Annotated in this window: 25 protein-coding genes and 1 tRNA gene; 20 read left to right on the top strand and 6 right to left on the bottom strand. The window is 59.6% G+C overall.

Annotation, left to right across the window (positions count from 1 at the left end):
• Positions 1–34 precede the first annotated feature (34 nt).
• The 3 genes from SFUM_RS22125 to SFUM_RS18815 all read right to left on the bottom strand — a co-directional run bounded on the left by SFUM_RS22125 (position 35) and on the right by SFUM_RS18815 (position 1,842).
• A complete protein-coding gene (locus SFUM_RS22125; protein WP_011700431.1) occupies positions 35–493 on the bottom strand; it encodes a DivIVA domain-containing protein in 459 nt (152 codons plus the stop codon).
• Between the two features lie 20 nt (positions 494–513).
• Positions 514–798, bottom strand: coding sequence for a YggT family protein (locus SFUM_RS18810; protein WP_011700432.1), 285 nt, complete (start codon positions 796–798; stop codon positions 514–516).
• 126 nt (positions 799–924) lie between these two features.
• Positions 925–1,842, bottom strand: a complete 918-nt coding sequence (locus SFUM_RS18815) for a DMT family transporter (protein WP_011700433.1) — start codon at positions 1,840–1,842, stop codon at positions 925–927.
• A 98-nt stretch (positions 1,843–1,940) separates the two neighbouring features.
• Between SFUM_RS18815 and SFUM_RS24010 the strand changes: the two genes are divergently transcribed.
• From SFUM_RS24010 to SFUM_RS18915, 20 genes are all read left to right on the top strand, one after another.
• Positions 1,941–2,069 (top strand): hypothetical protein, encoded by a 129-nt coding sequence (locus tag SFUM_RS24010; protein WP_279614590.1) that lies wholly within the window; start codon positions 1,941–1,943, stop codon positions 2,067–2,069.
• A gap of 118 nt (positions 2,070–2,187) precedes the next feature.
• Positions 2,188–2,508 carry a 50S ribosomal protein L21 gene (gene rplU / locus SFUM_RS18820; RefSeq protein ID WP_011700434.1) on the top strand — a complete coding sequence of 107 codons (321 nt, stop codon included), beginning with the start codon at positions 2,188–2,190 and terminating at the stop codon, positions 2,506–2,508.
• Positions 2,509–2,571: 63 nt separating this feature from the next.
• Positions 2,572–2,838: a 50S ribosomal protein L27 gene (gene rpmA / locus SFUM_RS18825; protein ID WP_011700435.1), complete on the top strand. Its 267-nt coding sequence runs from the start codon at positions 2,572–2,574 to the stop codon at positions 2,836–2,838.
• A 226-nt stretch (positions 2,839–3,064) separates the two neighbouring features.
• Entirely contained in the window at positions 3,065–4,111 is a 1,047-nt protein-coding gene (gene obgE / locus SFUM_RS18830) for a GTPase ObgE (RefSeq protein ID WP_011700436.1), read from the top strand.
• 502 nt (positions 4,112–4,613) lie between these two features.
• Entirely contained in the window at positions 4,614–5,792 is a 1,179-nt protein-coding gene (gene proB, locus SFUM_RS18840; RefSeq protein WP_011700438.1) for a glutamate 5-kinase, read from the top strand.
• The gene (locus SFUM_RS18845; RefSeq protein WP_011700439.1) at positions 5,785–7,035 is read left to right on the top strand and encodes a glutamate-5-semialdehyde dehydrogenase; all 1,251 of its coding nucleotides are present in this window, start codon (positions 5,785–5,787) and stop codon (positions 7,033–7,035) included. Before proB ends, SFUM_RS18845 begins: the two co-directional genes overlap by 8 nt.
• A gap of 28 nt (positions 7,036–7,063) precedes the next feature.
• Positions 7,064–7,768, top strand: coding sequence for a nicotinate-nucleotide adenylyltransferase (gene nadD / locus SFUM_RS18850; RefSeq protein ID WP_011700440.1), 705 nt, complete (start codon positions 7,064–7,066; stop codon positions 7,766–7,768).
• A gap of 52 nt (positions 7,769–7,820) precedes the next feature.
• Positions 7,821–8,207, top strand: coding sequence for a ribosome silencing factor (gene rsfS, locus SFUM_RS18855; protein ID WP_041443165.1), 387 nt, complete (start codon positions 7,821–7,823; stop codon positions 8,205–8,207).
• Entirely contained in the window at positions 8,204–9,646 is a 1,443-nt protein-coding gene (locus SFUM_RS22130) for a M48 family metallopeptidase (protein WP_011700442.1), read from the top strand. Before rsfS ends, SFUM_RS22130 begins: the two co-directional genes overlap by 4 nt.
• Positions 9,647–9,702: 56 nt before the next feature.
• Positions 9,703–11,139 (top strand): thioredoxin domain-containing protein, encoded by a 1,437-nt coding sequence (locus SFUM_RS18865; RefSeq protein WP_041441006.1) that lies wholly within the window; start codon positions 9,703–9,705, stop codon positions 11,137–11,139.
• 264 nt (positions 11,140–11,403) lie between these two features.
• Entirely contained in the window at positions 11,404–12,984 is a 1,581-nt protein-coding gene (serA, locus tag SFUM_RS18870) for a phosphoglycerate dehydrogenase (protein WP_011700444.1), read from the top strand.
• Positions 12,985–13,006: 22 nt separating this feature from the next.
• The gene (locus SFUM_RS22690) at positions 13,007–13,429 is read left to right on the top strand and encodes a DUF1844 domain-containing protein (protein WP_011700445.1); all 423 of its coding nucleotides are present in this window, start codon (positions 13,007–13,009) and stop codon (positions 13,427–13,429) included.
• 41 nt (positions 13,430–13,470) lie between these two features.
• A complete protein-coding gene (ispE, locus tag SFUM_RS18880; protein ID WP_167321379.1) occupies positions 13,471–14,337 on the top strand; it encodes a 4-(cytidine 5'-diphospho)-2-C-methyl-D-erythritol kinase in 867 nt (288 codons plus the stop codon).
• Between the two features lie 12 nt (positions 14,338–14,349).
• Positions 14,350–14,424, top strand: a tRNA-Gln gene (locus SFUM_RS18885).
• A gap of 71 nt (positions 14,425–14,495) precedes the next feature.
• Positions 14,496–15,437 (top strand): ribose-phosphate pyrophosphokinase, encoded by a 942-nt coding sequence (locus SFUM_RS18890; RefSeq protein ID WP_011700447.1) that lies wholly within the window; start codon positions 14,496–14,498, stop codon positions 15,435–15,437.
• Between the two features lie 40 nt (positions 15,438–15,477).
• Positions 15,478–16,083 carry a 50S ribosomal protein L25/general stress protein Ctc gene (locus tag SFUM_RS18895; protein ID WP_049766430.1) on the top strand — a complete coding sequence of 202 codons (606 nt, stop codon included), beginning with the start codon at positions 15,478–15,480 and terminating at the stop codon, positions 16,081–16,083.
• Between the two features lie 50 nt (positions 16,084–16,133).
• Positions 16,134–16,739, top strand: coding sequence for an aminoacyl-tRNA hydrolase (gene pth, locus SFUM_RS18900; RefSeq protein ID WP_011700449.1), 606 nt, complete (start codon positions 16,134–16,136; stop codon positions 16,737–16,739).
• Positions 16,740–17,032: 293 nt separating this feature from the next.
• On the top strand, positions 17,033–17,512 hold the full coding sequence (locus SFUM_RS18905; protein ID WP_011700450.1) for a CarD family transcriptional regulator: 480 nt from the start codon (positions 17,033–17,035) through the stop codon (positions 17,510–17,512).
• Positions 17,513–17,623: 111 nt separating this feature from the next.
• Entirely contained in the window at positions 17,624–18,664 is a 1,041-nt protein-coding gene (locus tag SFUM_RS18910) for a PIN/TRAM domain-containing protein (protein ID WP_011700451.1), read from the top strand.
• A 498-nt stretch (positions 18,665–19,162) separates the two neighbouring features.
• Positions 19,163–20,221, top strand: a complete 1,059-nt coding sequence (locus tag SFUM_RS18915; protein WP_150109566.1) for an RluA family pseudouridine synthase — start codon at positions 19,163–19,165, stop codon at positions 20,219–20,221.
• On the opposite strand, the gene gspD is transcribed toward SFUM_RS18915, so the two are convergent.
• The 3 genes from gspD to SFUM_RS18930 all read right to left on the bottom strand — a co-directional run bounded on the left by gspD (position 20,192) and on the right by SFUM_RS18930 (position 24,842).
• Positions 20,192–22,573 carry a type II secretion system secretin GspD gene (gene gspD / locus SFUM_RS18920; RefSeq protein ID WP_011700453.1) on the bottom strand — a complete coding sequence of 794 codons (2,382 nt, stop codon included), beginning with the start codon at positions 22,571–22,573 and terminating at the stop codon, positions 20,192–20,194. The two genes, SFUM_RS18915 and gspD, sit on opposite strands and share 30 nt — an antisense overlap.
• A gap of 148 nt (positions 22,574–22,721) precedes the next feature.
• Positions 22,722–23,303: a type 4a pilus biogenesis protein PilO gene (locus SFUM_RS18925; protein ID WP_011700454.1), complete on the bottom strand. Its 582-nt coding sequence runs from the start codon at positions 23,301–23,303 to the stop codon at positions 22,722–22,724.
• 9 nt (positions 23,304–23,312) lie between these two features.
• Complete coding sequence (locus tag SFUM_RS18930; protein WP_011700455.1) at positions 23,313–24,842, bottom strand: PilN domain-containing protein; 1,530 nt, start codon at positions 24,840–24,842, stop codon at positions 23,313–23,315.
• Between the last annotated feature and the right edge of the window lie 23 nt (positions 24,843–24,865).

Below are 24,865 nucleotides of genomic sequence, written 5' to 3' on the forward strand. Positions count from 1 at the left end.
TTCGGAGCCTTTGCCCCGTTGCCGGCGCCGCCTTCTATTGGTGTTCTTCAGCCTTGTCCATGCCGAGAAGCTGCTGGTACGCTTCGATGGTGGCGCGGAGCCTGCTTTCGAGCTGAATGCGGTGACGTTTGAGCTCGGCGATGTCCTCATGCACCTTGCCCAGCCGCAGTTGAGCGTCCTGAACCAGTTTCTCCGCTTTCAGTTCCGCCTCCGAGAGAATCAGCCTCGCTTCCTTCTCGGCGTTCGTCTTCATCTGCTCGACGGTGTTGTGAGCGTTGACCAGGACGTTGCGAATGGTATTCTCCCGGTCCTTGTAATCCTTCAGTTCCTTTTCATGCTCCTGGATCGTCTTCTTCAAACCGGCGTTCTCGATCTTCAGCTCTTTGATTTCCTCGGTCAGTTGCTCGATAAAAGCCGAGACTTCCTTCGGGTCGAAGCCTCTCCAGGAAGACCGGAACGTCTTGTTTCTGATATCGTCAGATGTCGAGTCCACGGTTCTTGGTCCTATCGGGTTTACATCATGACGGCAAGTCTGGCGATCACCGATTGGAGCAGCACGATGCCCGCAATGACGAGCAAAGGCGTGAAATCAATCCCCCCGAAAAACACCGGCAGGCGCCTGCGAATGGCGAGCAGCACGGGTTCGGTGATGTTGTGGATGACTCGAACGATGGGATTGTACGGATCCGGGTTGACCCAGGACAGAAGCGCTCGCGCGATGATGACGTAAATGTAGAGACTCAGAACCGTATTGACGATCTCCGCCACTTGCCGGATCATATAACCGAAGAAGGACATGAACCACCTGTTGCCGTTCGCGTTGTTGTGTTGCCGACCGCCATTCCCTGTTTTTTCACGCCTTGAAACTACTGTTTTTCCACCCCGCTGTCAACTCGAAGTCGCCGTGGGCATTGCGCGGCGCGCTCAGGCGGCCGGATCGGCATTTTCCCTTGAGGGCATTGAAAGCGAGCTCAGGACAATGCCCGCGCCGAGTGTCATCAGGCCGGCGGATTTGAGCAGGGTCGGTGATTCGCCAAGGAAGAGCCAGGCGAGCAGGGTCGCGCCCGCCGGTTCACCGAGGACGAGGATGGCGACGGAAGTGGGCGACAGAAAGCGCAGGGCCCAGTTGAAAGTCGTGTGGCCGATCAGCTGGGGGATGACGGCCAGCAGGACGAGATAAAGATATGTCTGCGCGGGGAAGCCGCTCAGCGTCGTTCCCGAGGCGACGCTCCAGGCGAGCAGGACCAGCGCGGCGATTCCGTAGACGGCCAGGGTGTAGGCGGGCAAGCTGAGCCACGGCCTGAGCGCGCTGCCGGCGAGGAGATATCCCGTTGCCGCCATCGCTCCGCACACTGCCAGCAGGTCTCCCTGGAGCGCCTCCGCGGTGAGAAGGAAATCCGTTCCCGCAAGGAGCACGCCGCCGCCCACGGCCACCAGGATGCCGGCCGTCGCCCGGGCCGGAAGCCGTTCCCCGAGAAACAGCCGGGCGTAGAGGGCCGTGAACAGGGGCGTGGTGTTGCACAGCGTGGCCGCGCTCGCCACCGACGTCATCTGAAGGGACTTGATCCAGAAGGCGAAGTGCAGGGCCAGGAAGACGCCGGCCAGAATGGCCTGCAACAGCCTCCGGGAATTCCAACGATCGTCGGCCCGGGGCCGTTTGTATAGAGTGTACGGCGCGATGATCAGCGCGGCGATGCCGACCCGGTATGCGGCTATCGCCAGGGGAGGGGCTTCGGCAAGCCGGATGAAAATGGAGGCGCAGGATATCGCGAGGATTCCGACCAGCAGGAGCGTCCACAGGATGTGCGGCGCAGGAGGCCTGACGAAGACGGTTTCCTTCATTGGAACGGCTCACATCTCAAAAAGGCCTTGACAGTGGGTAACCGCCTTTACTATATAAAAGTGTTTCAATATTTTTCCGATAAGGAGGCATTGAGACCATGCTGAAGAGTCCGTGCATAAACTGTGATCGGGCCAACGAGGACAAGAACAAGTGCCTGGAAGAATGCGAAAGACTGCGAGAATACCAGGAATTGATCTTAAAGCAAGGCATTTATGCCACGATGTGAGAACCGGGCAACCCGCCACTCTCATGGCGGCCGCGAGGCCGCTTTTTTTATCCGGAATCCGGGGCGGGCTGGAGCGGTCCGGAAATACTGAATGCGAAAACGGTTGGAGGATGTTCCCATGTATGCAGTTTTGAAATCGGGCGGCAGGCAGTACGAGGTGAGACCCGGGCAGGTGGTCAAGGTGGAGAAGCTTCTCGGCGAGGTCGGGGATAAGGTCACGCTGGATCAGGTCCTGCTGTTTTCCGATGGCACCGACATCCAGGTCGGGCAGCCCGTTTTGGCGAACATCGCCGTCCAGGGACAGATCGTGGAGCAGGGACGCCACCGGAAGATAGTGATATTCAAGCACAAGCGACGCAAGGACTACCGCAAGAAGCAGGGGCACCGGCAGCACTACACGGCTGTGCGGGTCGAGGAAATCGTAACCCTTGGGCAGTAATCCCCGGCGACCGCGGAAACGCGAACCCGGGTGCCGAAATCGACATATTGGGAGGATCCATCCATGGCACACAAGAAAGCCGGCGGAAGTTCCAGAAATGGCCGTGACAGTGCGGGCCAGCGCAGGGGAGTGAAACGATACGGAGGGGAGTTCGTCCGGGCCGGGAATATCCTGGTGCGGCAGTTGGGGACCAAGTTCCACCCGGGCAAGAATGTCGGCCTGGGTCGAGACTATACGCTGTTTGCCATGATTGACGGGATTGTGGCATTCGAATACAAGGACAAGACCCGCCAGCAGATCAGCGTCTACCCGATCCCCGCGCAAGAATAGTCTGCCTTCCTTCCTTCTCCTGAAGGCATTTCGGACCTCGTTCGAAAGGTTGATCCCGCTTTCCCCTTCGGCTTCCCGCCTCAAGAGGGGAAGAGCGGGCTTTCGGCCGCCCGTGGGAAGCGGCCGGCGTTCCCGCGCCGGACGGCCCTTGCGCCGGTTTCCCCCGGGCCGGGACCCGGTTTGGCATGCGGACCGGCGGCCGCAATGATGCCGGAGAAGGATTTCCATGAAATTCGTAGATGAAGTCAAAGTCCATGTTCTGTCCGGAAACGGCGGCAACGGGTGCGTGAGCTTCCGGCGCGAAAAGTACGTCCCCAGGGGCGGCCCCGACGGCGGGGACGGCGGGGAGGGGGGGAGCGTGATATTCGTGGCCTCCGAAGGGAAGAACACGCTTCTTGACTTTCGTTACCGCCACCTGTTCAAGGCTGAGTCCGGCAAACACGGGCAGGGACGGAACCGCCACGGGAAGGGTGGCCGGGACCTTGTTCTGGAGGTGCCGGCGGGCACGGTGATCAAAGACGCCGAGACGGGAGAGCCGCTCGTCGATCTGTCCCATCCCGGAGATCGGTGGGTTGCGGCCCGGGGAGGACGGGGAGGCCGGGGCAACGCGCGGTTCGTTTCATCGACCAGGCAGGCGCCCCGCATCGCTGAGGACGGCCGGGAAGGTGAGGACAGAGAGCTCGTGCTCGAGTTGAAGCTCATGGCCGACGTGGGCCTGGTGGGGCTTCCCAATGCCGGGAAATCCACCCTGATCTCGGTTGTGTCGGCGGCTCGTCCCAGGATCGCGGATTATCCCTTCACCACGCTCATTCCCTGCCTGGGGGTCGTTCGACACGGGGAGGCGCCGCCGTTCGTGATGGCCGATATTCCGGGACTCATCGAGGGAGCTCACGACGGCGCGGGCCTGGGGATCCGGTTCCTGCGCCATATCGAGCGGACGCGCATCCTGGCCCACCTTGTCGATATCAGTCAACTGAGTCCCGAGGAGCCGCTACGGCCCTACCGGCTCATCGAAAGCGAGCTCGCAAGCTACTCGGCGCGGCTGGGCGAGAAGAAGCGCGTGATCGTCCTCAACAAAGTCGACCTTGTACCCGAAAGGGATCGACTCGAAGCCCTGGTATCCCGCTACGAACAACTGGGCCATCCCGTTTTTCCCGTCTCGGCCCGGACGAAGGAGGGGCTCGGCGAGCTTTTGAGCGCTCTCGTGAGAATCCTCTCGGAATCGGGAGTCTCTTTGCCCGTGGAGGATGTCGAGGAGCATGTCGGGAAGTGACGTCTTTCCAGGAAATCCTTCAGGGATGTGAGCGCGGAGGGCGTGACCGACTCCGATTCCGCGGCAACGGTGTTCTTTGTCAACTCTTGAGTCGCGCAGCAAGGGTGGGATGCGCGGCAGCGCAGTCCACGGTCCCGATACCCTTGCCCCTGCCGTCATGGCCGACGTACAAGGGGCGGGCTCACATTCGGCGGTTGTTCCGAGCCTCAAAGCGGGGGGCCGGGGTGCCGGGTCTGCCCTCCGAGGGCCTTTCGGGTTGCCGGGGCAACGGCGTTTCCACCGGGTTCCGGGAGCCTCGCACGGACGGGCTCGAATGGCCGGGGGAAGGGATCGGCCGGCTCGAGACCCGGAAAATGCCTTGCCCTGCCGGGCTCTTTTGTATATGCATTGATTTGCTGAGAAAAAACGTTCCCTTGCGGGGACTGTGCCCGATCTCGGGGGAAGAACGGCCGGGCATATGACGTTGCGAATCGCATTCTGAGCAGGGAGGAACCGAGCGCCGATGCAGGATTTGCAGGATCGCAAAAAGTTTTTCAGCCGCTGCCGCCGGGTGGTGATCAAGGTCGGCAGTGCCGTGTTGACCGGGCCCCGGGGGTTGAACCGGGTGATGATCCATCGGCTGAGCGACCAGATTGCCGAGTTCCTGGAGCGGGAACGCGGCCGGGAGGTGGTGATCGTCACTTCCGGGGCGGTTGCGTCCGGCATTCGCAAGATCGGGCTCAGCGAACGGCCCCGGACCATTCCGCACAAGCAGGCGACGGCGGCCGTGGGCCAGGGCGCGTTGATGGAGGCCTGGGAAGGCGCTTTCGACAAGTACGACCTGCTCGTCGCCCAACTGCTTCTCACCAGTGAGGATCTCGCGCATCGGCACCGGTACCTGAATGCGCGCAATACCCTGGAGACCTTGCTGTCCTGGGGAATATTGCCGATCATCAACGAGAATGATACGGTAGTGGTGGAAGAGATCAAGTTCGGGGACAACGATCAGCTCTCGGCGATGATCGCCGGTCTGATCGGGGCCGATCTGGTGGTCAACCTGACGGACACTCAGGGGCTGTATGACTGCGATCCGCGCCTGAACAGCTCGGCCGGCCTGATCCCCGTGGTGCACCGCGTGGATGCGAAAATCCTGGCCTGCGCCACGCCGCAGCCGGGATCGGTGGGAACGGGGGGCATGCTGAGCAAGGTCAATGCGGCGAGGAAGTGCCTTGCTTCGGGAATCCCCATGATCATTGCCCCGGGCAGGGAACGTGATATACTGCTGAGGCTCTTTGACGGCGAAATGCTCGGCACCGTTTTCCTTCCCCGAAAGCGGGTGTATCAGGGCAGAAAGGTGTGGCTCGCCAATTTGCCGAAGCCGGCGGGCGACCTGGTTCTCGATGCGGGAGCCGTCCTGGCCCTGAGGAAGAAGGGGAAGTCGCTGCTGCCCATCGGCATCCGCGAGGTGAGGGGGACTTTCGGAGTGGGCTCGCCCGTGCGGTGCCTGGATGAGGCCGGGAACGTCGTCGGCGTCGGACTGAGCAACTACAGGTCGGCCGAGATCGAGAGTATCAAGGGTCATCGCAGCGAGGAGATCGAAACCCTCATCGGCTACAAGCATTCCGACGAGGTGATTCACCGGAACAACTTCGTGTTGGCCGGGGAAATGATGGAAGAAACGGACGGAGGGCCGGATGCGTGAGGAAGTGTTGACCATGGGGAAGAGGGCACGACAGGCCGCACATCACATGGCCAAAGTCGGAGACGTGCATAAACGCAAAGCCCTCGAGCACATGGCCTTGAACATTGAAGGCGCGGAAGCGGCGATCCGCGAAGCCAACGACAAGGATATCCGGGCCGCCGTCGCCAAGGGGCTTCCGGCGGCCAAGGTCGACCGCCTCCGGCTCGATGCAAAGGTCCTTGAAGAGATGGCGTGCGGGCTCAAGGAAGTGGCCCGGCTTTCCGACCCGGTCGGGGAGATCACCCGCATGTGGACTCGTCCCAACGGGCTTCGCGTGGGGCGAATGCGCATACCGCTCGGCGTCATCGGCATCATTTACGAATCCCGCCCGAATGTGACCGTGGATGCCGCGGCCCTGTGCATCAAGGCCGGGAATGCGGTGATCCTGCGCGGCGGCTCGGAAGCGTTCCATTCGAATCGCTGCCTGGCGGACATTCTCCGGCGGTCGCTGGTGGAAACCGGGCTCCCCGAAGATGCCGTCCAACTGGTCGGTACGACCGACCGGGAGGCCGTGCTGGATTTGCTCAAACTCGAAGAATGCATCGACGTCATGATCCCGCGCGGGGGAGAGGACCTCATCCGTTTTGTCGCCGAGAACGCCCGGATGCCCGTGCTCAAGCACTACAAGGGAGTCTGCCACGTTTTCGTGGATGATGAAGCCGATCCGGATATGGCCATGCGCATTTGCATGAACGCCAAGGTGCAACGGCCCGGGGTATGCAACGCCATGGAGACTCTGCTCGTGCACGCCGGCATCGCGCAGCGGTTTCTGCCTCCGATGGCGGAGGCCTTTCGGGCGGCGGGGGTCGAGCTTCGCGGATGCGAACGGACCCGGCGGATCGTTGCGGACTGCGCGCAGGCCGTCGAGGAAGACTGGTACGCCGAATACCTCGACCTGATTCTCGCGATCCGGGTCGTGAACGACATGGAAGAGGCCATCGAACACATCACCCGGTACGGGTCCCAGCATACCGAGGCGATCGTGACCGGGAATTTCGAGAGGGCCCACCGTTTTCTGCAGGAGGTGCAGTCCTCGCTGGTGCTCGTCAACGCATCGACGCGCTTCAATGACGGTTTTCAACTCGGCCTCGGAGCGGAAATCGGGATTTCCACGTCGCGGTTGCATGCGTTCGGGCCGATGGGGGTCGAGGAACTGACCACCACCAAGTTCATCGCGTTGGGAAACGGGCAGCTCCGCAGTTGATGGTCCGGAACGGACGGAGCGATTCAGAATGCGTCAGCGCATCGGCATAATGGGAGGGACCTTCGATCCCGTTCATTTCGGTCACCTTCGAGCAGCGGAAGAAACCGTCGAGGCCCTGGAGCTTGACGCCCTTTACTTCACTCCCGCCGCCACGCCGCCTCATAAGGGGGGTAAAGCGATCCTGGACTTCGATCATCGCCGGCGAATGCTCGAACTCGCCATCCAGGATCACCCGAAATTCGCCCTGTCCGACATCGAACGCAAGCTTCCCGGCAAATCCTACACGGTGGTGACCCTGCGCAGATTGCTCCAGGACTGGGCAAACGGCGTGGATCTCTATTTTCTCGTCGGACTGGACGCGTTTCTTGAACTGAACACCTGGTGGCACTTTCAGGAGCTTTTCGAGCTGGCCCGCATGTGCGTCCTCAGGCGTCCCCCTTATGACGAGACGGCCATCGAGGCGTTCCTGCGTTCCAAGGTGTCTCCCGACTACGCCTGGGAGCCCGGCGCGCAGGCGTTCGCGCACCCCGGCCTGCTCCCCGTCCACTATCTGTGCAATACGCACCTGGAGATTTCATCGACACGGATTCGAGAATTGGTGGCGCGGGGGCGTTCCATCAGGTATCTGGTTCCGCCGCAAGTTATGCGTTATATTTTTCAGAATAAACTGTATGCAGGCTGGAACGCCGGCGTTGAGACCGTTGGGGAAATGATGCAACATGACGCAACCTAAGAAAAAAACAGCACTTTCCGGAGGGATCGGATCCGTTTCCGAAAAGAAGCCGATGGACTCGAAGAGCAAAGCCTTCCTTTGTGCGGAGGAAGCGGACAAGCTCAAAGCCGCCGACGTGGTGTTGCTCGAGGTGTCGAAGTATTCTTCTTTTGCCGATTATTTCGTCATCTGCAGTGGAAAGTCCGGCCGCCAGGTACAGGGGATCGCCGACAGTATCGAACGGAGTCTCAAAGAAGCGGGGATCAGGCCTCTGGGAGTCGAAGGCCTTCGAGAAGGTCAATGGGTATTGATGGACTACGGCGACGTGATCGTCCATGTTTTCTATGAACCCGTTCGATTTTTCTACGACCTGGAGAGCCTTTGGTCTGAAGCCGAGACGGTGCGCTGGAACGAACGATCGGATCGAGCCGATGCCGTGAAGGCGGAGGAATTCTTATGAAACCACTGACCAGAGCCGCACGGGTGTGTCTCGTGATCGCAACCGTGGTTTGTTTCACCTTCACGAATGCGGTGGCGCCGCTCTCCCGAAGCTTCGCCTTCACGCTCAGCGAAGAGAACGAACTGGGGCGAAAGCTTCTCGAAAAGATCAGGCAGCACATGCAACTGGTCGAGGACGGCGAAGTGCTCACGTACGTGCAGTCCGTGGGGAACCGGATCGTCGAGCATCTGGGGACCACTCCCTACGAATTCCGGTTCTTCGTCATCAATGAACCGGTGCCCAACGCGTTCGCTATCCCCGGCGGTTACGTTTTCGTCTTTCGGGGACTCATCGAAGTGCTGGAAGACGAAGGGGAGTTGGCCTCCATTCTGAGTCATGAGTTGGCTCACGTGCAGGCACGTCACATCGAACGCCGGATGAAGGAAGGCCGCATCCTGTCGGTTGCCTCGCTGGCGGGATTGTTGGCCGGGATTCTGCTTGCCAGCAAGACCGGTGCGAGCCCCGCCCTGGCTCTCGGAGGTGCCGCGGGCGCTCAGAGCGCCGCCTTGAAATACAGCCGCGAATTCGAAACCGAGGCGGACCAGATCGGGCTGAGAAACCTGTGCGAGGCGGGGTACGACCCGAAGGACATGGCTGAAGCGATGCAACGGCTCGAGCAGTTCAGATTTCTGAACAACGCAAGGATACCGAGTTACCTGTCTACGCACCCCGCTGTGGCGGAGCGGGTCCAGTACCTGAAAGAGCTGGCGTACTCTCACAAGGAATGGTTCGGGAAGAAGAGGGTGTCGCCCACCGCGATGGATTTCCCGCTCATGAAGGCGGCGCTCATTGCCGATTACTCAGAGCCTGCACGAGCCATGGAACGGTTCACGGCCGGGGTCAAGAAAAGAGAGGCGGAAGCCTTCTACGGCATGGGAAGGCTTTACATGCGGCAGGGAGACAACGCACAGGCCCTGTCCATGCTGCAGGAAGCGGTCAGGCTTCGGCCGGGCAGCCCGTTCATCCTGAGCAGCCTCGGCAAGGTGTATCACCAGCTGGGGAGGCTTCCCGAGGCGCAGAAAGCGCTTCAGACCGCCCTGTTGATGGATTCTTCGACGATCATCGCTCAATACAGGCTGGCGCTTGTCCTCCAGGACCAGGGGAAGCGGGAGGAGGCCCTGGAGCACCTTCAGAGCATTCAGAGATATGCCCTGTCTTTTCCCGATATCGACTACCAGATGGGGATCATTCTGGGGCAAAACAACCGCATCGGACTGGCTCACTACCATCTGGGGCACTATTACGAAAGCAAGCAGGACCTGAAGCTGGCCTTGTTCCACTACCAGAAGGCCCGAGTGCTGCTCAGGGATTCGGTTGAAAAGATGAATGAGCTGGACAAGACCATCAAAGTGCTTGAGAAGGAGAAGAAGGAGAGCGTGTCACATCAGGCCCGCCGGTAAGCTCGCGTTGAAGGGGTGTGCGGAACGGCTCAGTCGCGTATTCGAGGTGGAATCCGATGTTTGGGGAACGACTGCAAGGCAGGGTATTGTTTGGGCTCAGTGTAGCCGGATTCGTGATATCCGCCATGGCAGGCCTCTCGGAGGTCCTGCCCTGGCTGCAGGTGATGTGCCGGAGTGTTTCCGACGGGTGCGCGGACACCGTAAGGTACACCCTCCTGAAAGTGCCTTTCTGGGCCTGGGGCGTGGGTTTCTATCTCCTGCTGGGCCTTGCCGCCTGGAAGCTCCGGAAGGGGGTGGCCTGGCTTGCGGCCGTTGCGACCGGGGTGGAGGTCACTCTTGTTTGGATGATGATCTCTCTGGATTTGCCGTGCCTGTTCTGCGTGGCCAACCTGGTGATCGTGCTGATGCTTCAGGTCGTTGCATTCCAGAGGCATCTGACCTGGCAGACCGTGTCGGCGGCTTCATTGTCGTTCGTGCTTTCCTTCTTTCTCCTGGCGGACACTGCCGGGCTGAGGAAGATTTTCAGCGGACCGGACAACTCCGAGGTCATCGCGAAGATAGCGGGGGAATCGGTGACCGACCGGAGAATCGAAATCATGCTGGGGGCGCGTCTCTACGACTTGAAAAAGGAAATTTTCAAGCTCAAGAAGGACCGAATCGACCATTTACTTCTTGACCAGCTCATCGAGAAAGAAGCCGCATCCCGCGGAATGACCTTCGATGACTTCGTCAATCAGGTCATCGTGCCGAACGGCGTCACTATCGAAGAGGCCGAGATCGATGGGTACATCCGGGAGAACAGGGACCGGATGCGTGAATGGACCGGCACTTACGAGGAATTGAGGGAGCGCATCAGGGGCTTCCTCGAACAGCAGAAACGTTTCAATGCGATCAGGGCATACGGGAAATCTCTTGAGCCGAAATACGGCGCCGCGATTTATCTCAAAGAGCCGCAGTATCCCATTGTCGAGGTGAAACTCGACGGGAGTCCGAGTCTTGGCCCTGCGGATGCGCCGGTGACTCTGGTGGAGTTCTCCGACTACCAGTGTCCGGCATGCCGGGCCACCCAGGAAGGTGTGAAGAAGGTCAAATCGCACTTTGGAGACCGAGTGAGGCTGGTGTTCAAGGACTACCCGTTGAAGCGCCACAAGAATGCGCACCTGGCTGCGCAAGCCGCCCGGTGTGCGGGCGATCAGAGCAGGTTTTGGGATTACCAGGATGTTCTGTTTGCCTGGGAGCAGGAACTGGATGTGACTCAGCTCAAGCGTTTTGCTCGGGACCTGGGACTTTCCACCCGGATGTTCGATGAATGCCTGGACAGCGGGAAATACAAGACGGCGGTCGAACGGGACGTGGAAGAGGCCGTGCGGATCGGCGTGGACAGGACGCCCTCATTCATTGTCAACGGGAAGCTGATCGTCGGGGGGCCCTCCTTCGAAAGATTTGAAAAAATCATCGAGGAAGAACTGAACAAACCGAAGGGAAAATCCTAGAGGCTTCGGTCCGGTCCGAGCGGCCGGACGATGACGCCCGCAAGGTCGCAGCCGCGACGGTTCACCGTGTCACCCCGGGCCAGGGAAGCCGGCCCTGACAACCCCGAACAACGATAGCTTCGCTCTTGACGATCCCATCTGCGTGGGTTAGCCTAACCGGTCGTCTGATGATCGTTCGCACCACGTCGGGGTCCGATCGAAGGCGCGCGAATCGCGGGAGTTATGACAGCATGCGGATATTCTTCAATGTTCTAGGAGGGAGTGATGAAGATTCTGGTCAGCGATAACCTGGCTGAGTCGGGCGTTGAGAAGCTCAGAAAGGTTCAACAATTTGAAGTGGATGTGAAAACCGGTCTGACGCCCGACGAACTCCGCGGGATCATCAAGGACTACGACGGCCTGGTGATCCGTAGCGCGACCAAGGTGACCCGGGACATCATAGACGCTGCGGACAATCTCAAGGTTGTGGCCAGGGCGGGCATCGGCCTGGACAATGTCGACGTCGAAGCCGCCAGCAAGCGCGGGATTGTGGTGATGAACACCCCGGAAGGGAACATCGTCACCACCGCGGAACACGCCATCGCCATGATCCTGGCGCTTAGCCGGAGCATTCCCCAGGCCACCAATTCCATCAAGAGCGGCAAGTGGGAGAAGAAACGTTTCATGGGCCGGGAGGTGTTCAACAAAGTACTCGGTATCATCGGGATGGGACGCATCGGGCGCATTGTGGCCGATCGGGCCAAAGGTTTGAAAATGAACGTCATCGCCTTCGACCCGTACATCAGCTCCGAGGTGCTGGAGTCTTCGGGCATAGAGGCGGTCGCCCTCGACGACCTGCTGACGCGCTCCGACTACATCACCGTCCATACGCCGATGACGCCGGAAACCCGGGACATCTTGAACGCAAAAGCTTTCAAAAAGATGAAGGAAGGTGTTTTCGTCATCAACTGCGCCAGGGGAGGCATCGTCAACGAACAGGATCTCCATGACGCCATACGGGCCGGGATCGTGGCCGGTGCGGCTCTCGACGTTTTCGCTCAGGAACCGCCCAAGGACAACCCTCTCCTGGCCCTCGACAGCGTCATCGCTACGCCGCACCTGGGGGCATCCACGGACGAGGCGCAGGAGAACGTCGCCATCGCGGTGGCGGACCAGGTCATCGATTTCCTGGTGCGCGGCACCATAAGGAATGCCGTGAACGCCCCCAATATCGACGGCGCCGTGCTCGCCCGGCTTCGTCCCTACCTGAAGCTCTCCGAGAAGCTTGGTTCCGTCCTCACTCAGATCACCCGGGGAGCCATTCAAAAGGTATCCATCGAATACATCGGGGAAGTGGCGTCCATGGAGACCCAGCCTTTGACCTATTCCATACTGAAGGGGATGCTCACCCCGATAATGGGAGATATGGTCAACTTCGTGAACGTTCCGGTCCTTGCCCGCGAGCGGAACATCAAGGTGACGGAATCCGTGCGCAGCGAGGCCGAGGACTTCACCAACCTGATCGGCATTCACGTGAAAACCTCGGAAGAAGAGAACCTGGTGGCAGGGTCGTTCTTCGGGAAGAAAGACCCCCGCATGGTCAGGATCAACGATTTCCGCCTGGAGGCCGCCCTCGAAGGTCACCTGCTGCTCATTTACAACATCGACACTCCCGGCACCATCGGAGCGATCGGGACCTGTCTCGGGAAACACCACATCAACATCTCCATGATGGATGTCGGACAGGTGCTCGAACGCGGTCAAAACATCATATTCCTTCGGACCGACACTCCCGTTCCGGGCCACGTGAAGGAGGAACTGCTGGCCATGGACAATGTGAACGTCGTTCAGGCCATTGAACTTTGACCTCACACAGAGAGGGTGGACCATGGAAGAAAAAGAAGATAAAGGATTCGTGGTAAAGGATCGTCGCAAAGTAGCCCGGGAGGAGTCCGAGCAACCCGAAGCGGCGGCCGGTCCGGAAACCGCCGGCAAGGAAGACCGAGAGGCGGAGGCGAAGGGCGAAAGAGCTCCCTCGGGTGAGGAATCTCGCCACGTTCCGCTGCCCGAGGTGACCCTCGCCACCTTTGTCTTTTCCCTGAGTTCCTCTGCCCTGGTGCATCTTGGAGAAGTGCCCGATCCCGAGTCTCAGAGCGTGCGGGTCGATCTGCCCCTGGCAAAGCAGATCATCGACACCCTGGGTATGCTGCAGGAAAAAACCAGGGGCAATCTGGATCCCGATGAGGATCGTCTTCTGAAGACGGTCCTCTACGATCTGCGGCTGCGTTATGTTCAAAAGAGCGGCAAGTAGCCGGGAATTCCCGGATGCGAGGAATCCGGAAGGGACATGCATTGGCACTTAGGGTCGGCACTCCCGCGAAAATCAATCTATGGCTCGAGATCGTCCGGAAACGGGAGGATGGCTACCACGACCTGTCCAGCCTCATGCTTCCGGTGGCGGTTTACGATCACGTCGAAGTGGCCTGGAGTCACGAAGGGGGCGTTCGCCTGAGCTGCGACAGCGCCGAGGTGCCCGATGATCGCGGGAACCTTGCCTGGCGGGCCGCGGACGCCTATCTCGAAGCTGCGGGGGTCACTCGTGGAGTTTCGATTCGGCTGGAGAAAAACATACCGGTGGGCGCGGGAATGGGTGGAGGGAGTTCAGACGCCGCGGCGGTGCTTCTCGCGCTGAACCGGTTGAGCGAGAATCCGCTGTCCGAAGCGGTTTTGCATCGGCTCGCCGTGGGCCTTGGCGCGGATGTCCCTTTTTTCCTCCATTGTGTTCCGGCCCTGGCGACCGGCATCGGGGAGCGACTGTTGCCGGTGCACGGGATTCCCGATTACCCCCTGCTGCTCGTCAAGCCGCCCATATCCGTTTCCACGGGCTGGGTTTACGGAAGTTTGAAGTTGACAAGGGGAGAAAGCCGCATTAAACTCCGTTCGTTTCTGGACAGGCCTTGGCACTTGTCCGAGGTTCTCCGGAACGACCTGGAAACCGTTACCCTGAACGAATACCCTCAGCTTGGGCAAATCAAGTGCTGGCTCATGGAAAACGGGGCTGTGGGGTCTTTGATGAGCGGTAGCGGTCCAACTGTTTTTGGGGTCTTTGCGGAGCAGCGTTTGGCGGACGGTGCGGGGGAACTGGCTCGCCGGGTTTGGAAAGATTGCCGGGTTGACGTGACACGCGTTCTGGGGACTCCGGTTTCCGCGCGATCATAGACTCCGATTGCTTGGGGCGTCGCCAAGCGGTAAGGCACGGGTCTTTGGAACCCGCACCCGGAGGTTCGAATCCTCCCGCCCCAGCCATTTCTCTTGTGATCATCAGGCTGATGAACCGGCAGGATTGCCTGCTTGGAGAAGAGTGAGACGGAGTGGCCATGCGAGGCCGGATTGTTCTGATTGCTGGCAATTCCAACCGACCGCTTGCTCTTCAGGTATGCTCCCATTTGGGAATAGAGTCCTGTGAGGCCCTCGTGGGGCGGTTCAGCGACGGGGAGGTTCGCGTAGAGATCGGCGAGAACGTCAGGGGCAAGGATGCGTATGTGCTGCAATCCACCTGCCCTCCGGTCAATGAGAACCTCATGGAGCTCCTGGTGATCATGGATGCCCTTAAACGGGCCTCCGCCCGCAGGGTCACTTGCGTCGTCCCTTACTACGGCTACGGACGGCAAGACCAGAAGGACAAACCGCGGGTGGCCCTGACCGCCAAGATGGTGGCGGACCTCCTGGTGGTCGCGGGCGCAAGCCGGGTGATCACCGTCGATCTCCACGCGGATCAGATCCAGGGATTCTTCAATATTCCGGTCGATCATTTGTACGGCACCGAAGTGCTGTTGAGTGATTTGAAGGTGCGTCTGCAGGGAAACGAGGTCATAGTGGCTCCCGACGCGGGGGGGGTCGAAAGGGCACGGACTTTTGCCGAACGGCTCGGCGCGTTTCTTGCCATACTGGATTACCGGCGGGCGGAAGCCGGGCCGTACGCGCAGATTGTGGGGGATGTCCGCGGCCGCAGGGTGGTTATCCTCGACGACATGGTGGACACGGGTCAGACGCTGATCCGGGCTGCCGAGGGAGCCGTGGCCGCCGGCGCCGCATCGGTTGAGGCCTGTGCGGTGCATGCTCTGTTGTCGGGCGATGCCGTCGAGAGGATCGAATCCTCCGCGCTTCAATCATTGACTGTGACGGACACCGTGCCGCGCGATGAAAAAGCCGCGCGGTGCGAAAAGATAAGAACGGTGAGCGTGGCATCCATGCTGGCGGAAGTCATCCGGCGGGTGCACTATGAAGAATCTGTGAGTTCGCTGTTCACGAGAACATGAGCACGCCTCGAGCGCGGTGCTTAAATATTTCAGGAGGCAAATGAGCATGGATATTGAATTGGTTGCGCAAACCAGGACGAAAAGCGGCAAGGGACCCGCAAGGGCGTTACGACGCAACGAAATGGTGCCCGCGGTTCTGTACGGTCCCAAGGCGGAAACGGTCTCTCTTTCGGTACCCAGGCAGAGGCTGGAACGGCTGCTCCGCGACATGGGGGAGGAAAGCAAGTTGCTGCGCCTGACCGTCGAGGGCGACGGAACGGCGGAGATGAAACAGGTTCTGATCCGGGAAGTCCAAGTCCATCCTGTGCGCAGGCGCTTTCTGCATGTCGATTTCTACGAGGTCCCGCTCGATCATCCGATCGTGGTCGAGGTGCCGGTGGAGCTCTTGGGTGAGCCCGTCGGAGTGAAGAAGGGCGGAACGCTGAATCTCATTCAACGCATGCTGTCGGTTCGCTGCCTGCCGGGGGAGATTCCTGAGAAGGTGCAGGTTGACGTGAGCAAGCTGGACATCGGGTCGTCGATCCAGGTCGAGCAGCTTCGGACGATCGTGCCTTTTGAGCTTACGGACGACGGTGGGATGGCGGTTGTCAACGTGGTTGCTCCTGAAGGCGCCGGAAAAGAAGACGCAGAAGCTGCGGAAGAATGAGCCTCCAGGCCCGGGATTCCTGAGGAGTCCCGAGGCGCTGCCGGAAAAGCATGACCCTGCATTCGGAGATGGACGAGCCGGTGGTCGCGGTTGTCGGGCTCGGCAATCCGGGGCCTCAGTACGAACACACACGCCACAACGCGGGCTTCATGGTGGTGGACAGGCTGGCTGCCGGGTTCGGCATCGCCATGCAGGAGCGGAAGTTCCGTGCGAGCTGGGGGACGGGGTTTGTCGAAGGCAGGAAAGTCCTCCTTGCCAAGCCTCTGACCTACATGAACCTCAGTGGCGCCGCGGTCGGTGAAATCCTCAAGTATTTCGGATTTCCGTCGGAACGGGTCCTGGTCGTGCACGACGACCTTGATTTGCCCTGCGGCCGGGTCCGGCTGGCCAGAAAGGGCGGAGCGGGCGGTCACAAGGGTATAGCCTCCATCATGGCCCACCTCAACACCCGGGATTTTCCAAGACTGAAACTGGGCATAGGCCGTCCCCTTCATGGAGAACCGGTCGAGTCCTACGTGCTCCAGCCTCCATACGCCGAAGACGCGCGAAAGTTTGAGGACATGATCCTTCTGGGCGAAGAGGTGGTGCGCTCGGTGCTGGCGGCCGGATTGTCGTCGAGCATGAACGATTACAATCGCAAGGCGTCCGATGAATAATCGGGAATGATCTTCCTCCGGCGCGCAAGGAGGTCGGTTGAAGAATCATGCGTGAAATTTTCCCGCACCGCGCCGACTCGCGCGTGCGAGGAGGGAGGATGCGTGCGCAAGCGCTTCCGAGGCCCTTTGACAGTCCCTAACCTGCCTTTTTTTATAGAAATTCTCGCATTCACTTTTTCTGTCTCCTGTCCTGTTTATCGTGTTTCTCCTTTGCATCGGTGTGGGTTGGTGGTAAAATAATTTGTCATCCCTATATCGAAAACCCTTGAGCGATTGGGAACATGGAGGACATGATGTTTAAGATAGGGGATTTGGCCGTTTACCCAGCGCATGGGGTAGGGAAGATCGAATCCGTCGAGACCAAAAGTATCGGGGGTAAGAAGCAGGATTTCTACATCATGCGCATTCTTGACAACGACATGAAGATTATGATTCCGGTTCCAAACGCACACACGGTGGGATTGCGCGGCTTGATCGGCTTGGAGGATATCTCCAAGGTTTACGATATCTTGCAAAAAAGGGAGGTTTCCGTTAACGGCGGGACCTGGAACAGGCGATACCGCGAGTACATGGAGAAGATCAAGACGGGCTCCATTTACGAATTGGCCGAAGTCCTCAGGGACCTGACCGTTCTGAAAGGAGACAAGGAACTCTCTTTCGGAGAGAGGAAAATGCTGGACACCGCCAGAACGCTCCTGCTCAAGGAGCTGTCCATCGTGCAGGACATCAGTGAAGAGGAAGTCGATAAGGGCATACGCGATATGTTGCAGTGACCTGATCTGAAGGGGTGCTGCGCTCTCCCGTAGGAATACCTTCCACAGTTCCAGGTTTTGTTGGCATTCTTTCATAGTTTCCGGACACCATCGAATTTTTCGTGAGGGGAGGTGAGTCGTTTGAAATGGGGTTGGTTTATTCTGAAAATGCTGTTGTTCATCATCTGCGGCGTCGGAGGTTATTTCATCGCCGATCAGACGGAAAGCCTCAGGGATTATGCGTGGCGCCCCTGGGCCGGCGTGGGAGCCGGAATCGTTTTTGCCATGCTCACCCTGTCGGTTGAGAAGCTCATCAAACACATTCCTCTCAAGGTCTTGTTTGGCGGTACCGTCGGCCTGGTGCTGGGACTGTCCCTCGTCAAGCTGCTCGGGTACGTTTTCACCACATTGCCCAATACCACTATCAGCGTCGCAATCTATGTCATCTTATCATGCATTTTTGGTTATATAGGAATGGTGCTGGGCAGCTTTAAGATCGAAGAGTTGCGGATTCCCAACTGGTCGTGGTTTACGCGGGGCAATTCGCGCGCGGGCCAGACCATGAAAATCCTGGACACCAGCGTGATCATCGACGGACGGATCGCGGATATCGTGGAAACGGGCTTCCTGGGCGGAATTCTGATCATCCCGGAATTTGTGCTCCAGGAGCTCCAGCACATTGCCGACAGTCCCGATCCCACCCGGCGCGTGAGGGGAAGGCGCGGTCTCGACATCATCAAACGGTTGCAGCAGGAAAAGATGATCGAGGTCCGCATCGACCGGCAGGATTTCGACAACCTGTCGGATGTCGATGCCAAGCTGGTTGCGCTGGCTCTCCGGTTGAACGCCAAGATCGTGACCAACGACTACAATCTGTCCAAGGTCGCCGAGGTGCAGGGCATTCGGATTCTGAACATCAATCAGCTGGCCAACGCATTGAAGCCGGTGGTTCTTCCGGGCGAGGTCCTTCGCCTTCAGATTCTCAAGGAGGGGAAAGAACAGGGGCAGGGCATCGCCTACCTGGAGGACGGCACCATGGTGGTCGTGGAGAATGCAAGTCGGCACCTCGGGAAGGAAGTGGAAGTCTCCGTGACGAGCATACTGCAGACCACCGCGGGACGCTTGATTTTCACCACGTTGAAGGATGCGGAGGTCAGCCGGCACCAGCATTGACCCTCGGATTCCCCGGGGTTTGTTCGTGTCGAGGGCGGGTCAGAAATGTCCCGCCTTTTGCGTGAATGCGTTCGTAAACGATTTCCCGGCATGGGTGTGCGATGTCTTGAGACCGATTCGCGTTCAACGGTCATGAACCGAGGGGGCGTTTGCTCCCACCAATGAAAGTTTTGTCGAGTGCTTGTACCCTGTCCGTGAGCGATAAAGGGAAAGACCGGGGTCGTTCCTTGATGCCGGGGCGCGTTGGAGATGAGTGCATTGGGCGGGAGGGCATAGAGCCTTCCCCTTGCCGTGACTCGCATGATACTCTAAAAGCGTGGGGGACGTATCCCTCACACCCCCTCGCCGCTTCGCGGCTCCGTGTGGCGCTGCGGCGGCGGCCTTCGGCCAGTCGCCGACAGCGCCGAGCACTCGGCCTCACGCGCTTGCGCGTGTGGCCGAAACTTGGGGGGTGCGGGGGAAGCATTCCCCCGCTCTTTTGTGCTTGAAAGATCCATCTTGAACGCAACTTCGTATGACGCGATGGGAACACGGAATTCTCCCCCTGACCTGACGTTCCATGTGGACGTCGAGGAAAAGCTCCGCCGGCTGGACGTATTCCTCAGCGCCCGGAGCCCGGATTGTTCGCGAAGCCAGGTTCAGAAGCTGATCCGGGAAGGTCGTGTGACCGTGAACGGATTGCCGGTCAAGGCGAGCTATGAAATCCGATCCGGCGACTGCATCGCGGTGTGGCTGCCGGAGGCCGTCGGGGAGGATTCGCTGCAGCCTCGGCCCATGCCCCTGGAGATATTGTTCGAGGATGACGATGTGCTGGTGCTGAACAAGGCGCCCGGGGTCATCGTGCATCCCGGCGCGGGGCATGAGGAAGGGACGCTGGTTCACGGTCTGCTGGCCCATTGTTCCAGGCTGGCTTCCCGGGGCGCTCCCAGAAGGCCCGGCATCGTTCACCGCCTGGACCGCGGCACTTCGGGCGCCTTGATGGTGGCCAAAAGCGAGCGGGCCTACCTCGAGCTGATCCGGCAGTTCAAGCACCATGAGGTCGGCAAGGAGTACCTCGCGCTGGTGTACGGCACGATGGCCGGGGCGTCAGGGGAGATACGGACGGGAATGGGTCGCCATCCGGTGGATCGGAAAAGAATGGCCGTGCTGGAAAAAGGCGGGCGCGAAGCCGTTTCTCAATGGAAGGTCGCAGTCGCCTGGGGTGAGGTGAGCCTGCTCAGGGTCGTCATCAAGACGGGGAGAACCCACCAGATCCGGGTTCATCTGAGCCATATGCAACATCCGGTGGTCGGCGACGAAACCTATGGCGGCGGAAAACGGAAAGCTCGCGCGGTCAAATCCGATGTCCTGCGAGAGCTGTTGATGGAGGTGGACCGCCAAATGCTTCATGCGGTCGGATTGGCGTTCCGGCACCCCGTTTCCGGAGCGGACCTCTCATTCACGGCACCGCTGCCGCCCGATTTTGCCGGTCTGCTCGAACGAATAAGGATTTCGCTCCAGAAAGAAGGAGCGGGCCGTTCCGATCCATCAGGGGTTGGGATGGATAAGCTGCCTTAGATCTCTCATCTTGCCCACGAATTCCCGCAGAGAATCACTCCCGCGTCTTTCGACGACCCGCGGCGTGATCGCAATGAGCAGTTCCGTGCGTTCCCTGCTTTTGCCCTTCTGCCCAAAAAGCGGGCCGATAATGGGAACATCGACCAGCATCGGCGCGCCGGTGGTGGTGTCCCGGTCGATTTCGTCGATTATGCCGCCGATGACCACGGTGGAGCCGTCCTGGGCCAGCAGCGTCGTCTTCAGGTTTCGCTCGGTGAAGGTGGGCGCGGTGTTGTTGACCCCGACGGTGGCATTGGCGCCGACCCGGCGGATGGTCTGTTCCACTTCCAGGCGGACCAGGCCTCCGGCGTTGATGTGAGGTGTAACGGTAAGTATGGTGCCGGTTTCCTCGTATTCGATGGTGCTGAACACAGTGTCGAGGGTGGTCGAGGTCCCCCCGGTGTAGGACCCGCTCGGTACGGGCGTCCGTCCACCCACCTGGATGGCGGCTTCCTTGTTGTCGGTTGCCAGCAGGGTGGGCGTGGAGAGAATCTTCACTTTGGTTTTCGAGGACAGCCAGCTCAAGACCCCCGCCATGTCTTTGGCATTGCTGACCCAGGCCAGTGCCATGCCGCCCGCGGAGGATATGCCGGCCAGGTTGAGAGCAATGTCGGACACGCCTCCCAGTCCGTTGAGGGAGCCTTGCCCGACGCCGGCTCCGACTTCCGCATGGCTGAAGTACCATTTCAGCCCGTACTCGAAATCCTTGGTCAGCGCGACCTCGGCAATGATGACCTCGATCAGGACGGCGCGGGGCAGGATATCCAGCGCTTCGATGGTCTTCTTTATCTTGGCGTAGTCGGTGGCGTTTGCACGGACCACTATGGCATTGTTGACCTCATCGGGGATGATCATCACTTCGGGGGACACCGATGTCGGCGGACTCTGTCCTCCCGCGCGGCCCGCGGCGCTGCGCGCCGCGCGCTGAGCCGAAGCCCCGCTGCCAGTGGTTTGTCCGAACGCCGAGCCGGTCCCCCCATACTGGCCGGATGAGTCCGAGGACGCCGAGCGGAATCGACTGCTCGATGAGCTGCCAAAGGACGAACCGCTCGACGAGGTGCCGAAACCCGAGGAAGTCGACCCACCTCCGAAAGACGAGCCGCTGCCGAAGGTTCTCCTCCCGGTGGTCGATTGGACGACCTGTTTTTCCGGTCGCCTTTCGGGTGCCGCGATTCCGTACACCTGCAGCAAAATGTCTCCGATGTCCTTGGCCAGCCCGTTTTGGACGTAGTAGACGTAGATCTGCTCTCCCACTTCGCCGCCATGGGTGTCCAGGGCGTTGATCCATTGCCTGGCGGTCTTGAGCAACTCGGGTGTCTGGGCCAGGACCAGCACGCCGCGGAAATTCACCAGGGGGATGAACGCGAGATTGTTCTTGAGGTTCGTCTCCTTGAAGAGGCCCAGTTTGCCCATAAGGGCGTCCATCCCCTGGACGGCGTCCTGCGGAGCGATGGATTGCAGCTGAACGACCTCCATGCTCACTTCCTGAAGGATGTTCATATCCATCGTTCTGAGGACTTCAACGATGGAGTGGGCATTGTCGCTGCTCTCGACGAAGATGAGGCTGTTGGACATGGTGTCCGAAATGAGGGGCCGCCCGGGGGTGATGAAGGATTTTACGGTGTTGAGCGCCTGTTTGACGTCCAGGTAGCGCAGTTTGTAGATGACGATGACGGGTCTCACCCCGTCCTTGTCCGGCTTCAACGTGATGGTGTCGGCGAGGGACAGGCTGCTGCTGGCGCTGCGCTGCAAGGGCTGAATATAGTAGAGTCCCTTCTGGGGGGTGATCGAAACGTTGTTTGCCTCGAAAGCTTTGATGATCATCTGGAGCAGCTCGGTCCTGTTGAACTCGCCCTCCAGGTACATGCTGATCCGGCCTTGAAGAGTGGGGTCCAGCACATAGTTGAGCTTGAGGTAATCGCCGAATACCTGGCTTGTGACCTCTCCCAGGTCGGCCTTGTCGAAATTGAAGACGACCTTCTGACGTTCGCCTTCCCCGACTGGAACTCTCTCTCCTTTTCCCCCGGCGGGCGGGGTGAGCAGGCCGGAGGTCGTCTTCCCCTCGTGGCGCGGGAGGACGGGCTTTTTCTTGGCTGCATCGGAGTCTTTCTTCGGATCGTCCAGCGACACCTGCTTCTCTTTGGGTGAATCCAGGGCGACGGGACTCAGGACCTCGGCGGGTGACTTCGCTTTCTGCTCGGGGACTGCTCCCCAGACGGTGCGCGGCGCCCGTGGAGGCGGAGTGCCCGCCGTACCGCAGGACAACAGGACAGAGGCCATCAAAACAACCCCTATGGCCCGGCATATCTTCATGGTTTCCCCCCCATGCATACAATACCCAAAAGGCCTCGTGAGCAGGGATATCGTCGGTGCGCCAGTATAAATGAGAAACGGTCCGCAATGCAAAACAATCGTTGAGGAGCAACCGGCCCCGGGCCGATCGCCTGCGCGGACTTCACGTTCAGGACTTGTCCCCCTTTTCCATGAGTGCGGCAAGGATAACGTTGATGATCAGGTCCGGTCCCTTGCTGCGCTGTATTTTCTGGATATTGATCTCCTGGACCAGGATGGCCGCCTCGAAGTTCTTGACCCTGTCCAGGAAGAAATGAAGCCCGTCCACCGTCGTCATGAAGTTGAATCGCAGGTGGACTTCCTGGTAGAGGCCATATTCCTTGCTCGCAAGCACCTGGTAGGTCTTGATGTCGAGCTTCCGGCCGCCTTTGGCGGACAGCATGTCGCTCAGCGAAGCGGCCAACTGGTAAGGATCATTGCCGCGGAACAGGCGCTTCTGCATCTCTTTGAGCTCCTGTTCCTGCTTCACCAGGTTGTCTTTGATGCTCTGGGCCTGGTTGAGCTTATCCTGATATTTCTTCGCCAGGTCGCTCTTTTGTCTCACCTGGGCGGCCAGTTCCTCCTTACGGACAAGGAGAGGGTTGACCCAGATCGCATAGACCACCAGGATTCCCACAAGAGTCGCCGTAACCACCAGGATCGCGGTGCGCTGCCTTTTTACGTCGGACCAGGATACCTTGTGCTTCATCATGGCTGCGTCCTATTCGTCCTCTTCCGGGGCGAAGTCCTCATCCACGGCCTCCTCGTCCGGCAACTGGCGCCTGGGGGCCGATTTTCCGACCGGAGGAGATGTGGATGCGGGCGCCGGAGCGACGCTCGGCGCCTGGTCGTCGGGCTTTTCCGGCGGCAGTGCTTCGAGGGTTTTCATCATCTTCTCGGATTCGATCTGGACCTGCACGTTGAACCGTTCCATGTCCGAAGAAGGATTCTTGGTGACGGGCGAGGCAAATCGCACGTCCGCCAGCCCATCGACCTTGGAGAGCTCGGACAGATACTTGATGGCGGATTTGCTCTCGCCCCTCAGCATCAACTGTCCCTTCTTGATGGACAGGTAATTGAGCCAGGTATCTTCAGGCGTCACCTGCGTGAGGAAACTGAGAACCTCCAGGATGGGGTAGCCTTGCTGATTGAACTGGGTGAGGGTCTTTTGGTCCTGCTCGAACTTGGCGATCCGGTTCTGGAGCTCCTCGATGGGCTTCCACTGCGTTTCCAGCTGAAGCACCTGTTTCTGAAGCCGTTTGCTGTCTTCCACAAGCCGGTTTGCGGCATACACCTGGTAGAAGGAAAAGGCGGTGAAAACGGCGACGAGCGCCAGCACGGGGTAGGCAACCTTGGGCACCTGCCAGGGTTTGAGCACCAGTTCCGTCTCGAACGTTCGAACGCTATCCTGTTCCAGGATGTATCGCACCCATTGGTGAACAAGGCTTTCTTCGACCGGATGGACGCCCATCGGGAGCTTCTCGTTCCTCCATTCCCGGCCGTAGCTCTCGGTGTCGTTGCACTCCTCATCCGAGCAAAGCAGATGGATGCGGACTTCCTGCCGGTCCGGACCTTCTCCCAGGCAAAGCAGGCTTTCCCGGAAAAGCCCGAGATTGTCCCAGTTCCTGCCGAGCAACGTGGAATCGAGGAGAAACCCGTTGTAAAAGCGGTGCATCTCGACATGCTCAGGGTCGATGATGCGCCCCATGATCTCGATGGGAAAGACGTCCTCTTCCGCGCGCAGTTCCGGGACAAACGCCTTGTACATCAGGGCGCCGGGGATTACCGAGAAGCTGTCGTAAACCCCACCGCCCAGCGCCTGGTAGAACTTGTCATAGACATCCCTCTGTATCGAAAAGATCGGGACGGAGAGCTGGCTGTCGACGAGCACGGCAGGACCGAAAAAATGCAGGGTCCGGTCCTGCTCGTGAAAGACATTTTCCTGCCAGTCGAAGTTCAGTGCTTCCTCCAACTGCTCCTGGAGCGCGGCGGGGTAGTGTTCGCGATGGAAAGTGTAGTAACTGCGGGAAAGGAACAGAACCAGGGCTCCGGCTCTTTTTCCGCGGGGCCGCAAATTAAGGCGCTGAAGGAATTCATGGACGGGTTCCCCCTCGGGAATCGCGAAGCGCTCCGTGGAGTCGATCTTCCATGTTCGCCACTGCCGGTATGCACGCAGGAGCTCAATCTGACCGGGCTCGACATAGACCGCCAGAAGATTCCCGGGACGATGCTTGACAAGACCCTTCAGCATCCTTCTTTATTCTCGCTTTCCTG

It is taken from the genome of Syntrophobacter fumaroxidans MPOB (genome assembly GCF_000014965.1).
Classification (GTDB): Bacteria; Desulfobacterota; Syntrophobacteria; order Syntrophobacterales; family Syntrophobacteraceae; genus Syntrophobacter; species Syntrophobacter fumaroxidans.

Coding starts and splice junctions, on each gene's coding strand:
- SFUM_RS18810 (WP_011700432.1), bottom strand. CDS start 798: ATGTCCTTCTTCGGTTATATGATCCGGCAAGTGGCGGAGATCGTCAAT.
- SFUM_RS18815 (WP_011700433.1), bottom strand. CDS start 1,842: ATGAAGGAAACCGTCTTCGTCAGGCCTCCTGCGCCGCACATCCTGTGG.
- SFUM_RS24010 (WP_279614590.1), top strand. CDS start 1,941: ATGCTGAAGAGTCCGTGCATAAACTGTGATCGGGCCAACGAGGACAAG.
- rplU (WP_011700434.1), top strand. CDS start 2,188: ATGTATGCAGTTTTGAAATCGGGCGGCAGGCAGTACGAGGTGAGACCC.
- rpmA (WP_011700435.1), top strand. CDS start 2,572: ATGGCACACAAGAAAGCCGGCGGAAGTTCCAGAAATGGCCGTGACAGT.
- obgE (WP_011700436.1), top strand. CDS start 3,065: ATGAAATTCGTAGATGAAGTCAAAGTCCATGTTCTGTCCGGAAACGGC.
- proB (WP_011700438.1), top strand. CDS start 4,614: ATGCAGGATTTGCAGGATCGCAAAAAGTTTTTCAGCCGCTGCCGCCGG.
- SFUM_RS18845 (WP_011700439.1), top strand. CDS start 5,785: ATGCGTGAGGAAGTGTTGACCATGGGGAAGAGGGCACGACAGGCCGCA.
- nadD (WP_011700440.1), top strand. CDS start 7,064: ATGCGTCAGCGCATCGGCATAATGGGAGGGACCTTCGATCCCGTTCAT.
- rsfS (WP_041443165.1), top strand. CDS start 7,821: ATGGACTCGAAGAGCAAAGCCTTCCTTTGTGCGGAGGAAGCGGACAAG.
- SFUM_RS22130 (WP_011700442.1), top strand. CDS start 8,204: ATGAAACCACTGACCAGAGCCGCACGGGTGTGTCTCGTGATCGCAACC.
- SFUM_RS18865 (WP_041441006.1), top strand. CDS start 9,703: ATGTTTGGGGAACGACTGCAAGGCAGGGTATTGTTTGGGCTCAGTGTA.
- serA (WP_011700444.1), top strand. CDS start 11,404: ATGAAGATTCTGGTCAGCGATAACCTGGCTGAGTCGGGCGTTGAGAAG.
- SFUM_RS22690 (WP_011700445.1), top strand. CDS start 13,007: ATGGAAGAAAAAGAAGATAAAGGATTCGTGGTAAAGGATCGTCGCAAA.
- SFUM_RS18890 (WP_011700447.1), top strand. CDS start 14,496: ATGCGAGGCCGGATTGTTCTGATTGCTGGCAATTCCAACCGACCGCTT.
- SFUM_RS18895 (WP_049766430.1), top strand. CDS start 15,478: ATGAGCATGGATATTGAATTGGTTGCGCAAACCAGGACGAAAAGCGGC.
- pth (WP_011700449.1), top strand. CDS start 16,134: ATGACCCTGCATTCGGAGATGGACGAGCCGGTGGTCGCGGTTGTCGGG.
- SFUM_RS18905 (WP_011700450.1), top strand. CDS start 17,033: ATGTTTAAGATAGGGGATTTGGCCGTTTACCCAGCGCATGGGGTAGGG.
- gspD (WP_011700453.1), bottom strand. CDS start 22,573: ATGAAGATATGCCGGGCCATAGGGGTTGTTTTGATGGCCTCTGTCCTG.
- SFUM_RS18925 (WP_011700454.1), bottom strand. CDS start 23,303: ATGATGAAGCACAAGGTATCCTGGTCCGACGTAAAAAGGCAGCGCACC.
- SFUM_RS18930 (WP_011700455.1), bottom strand. CDS start 24,842: ATGCTGAAGGGTCTTGTCAAGCATCGTCCCGGGAATCTTCTGGCGGTC.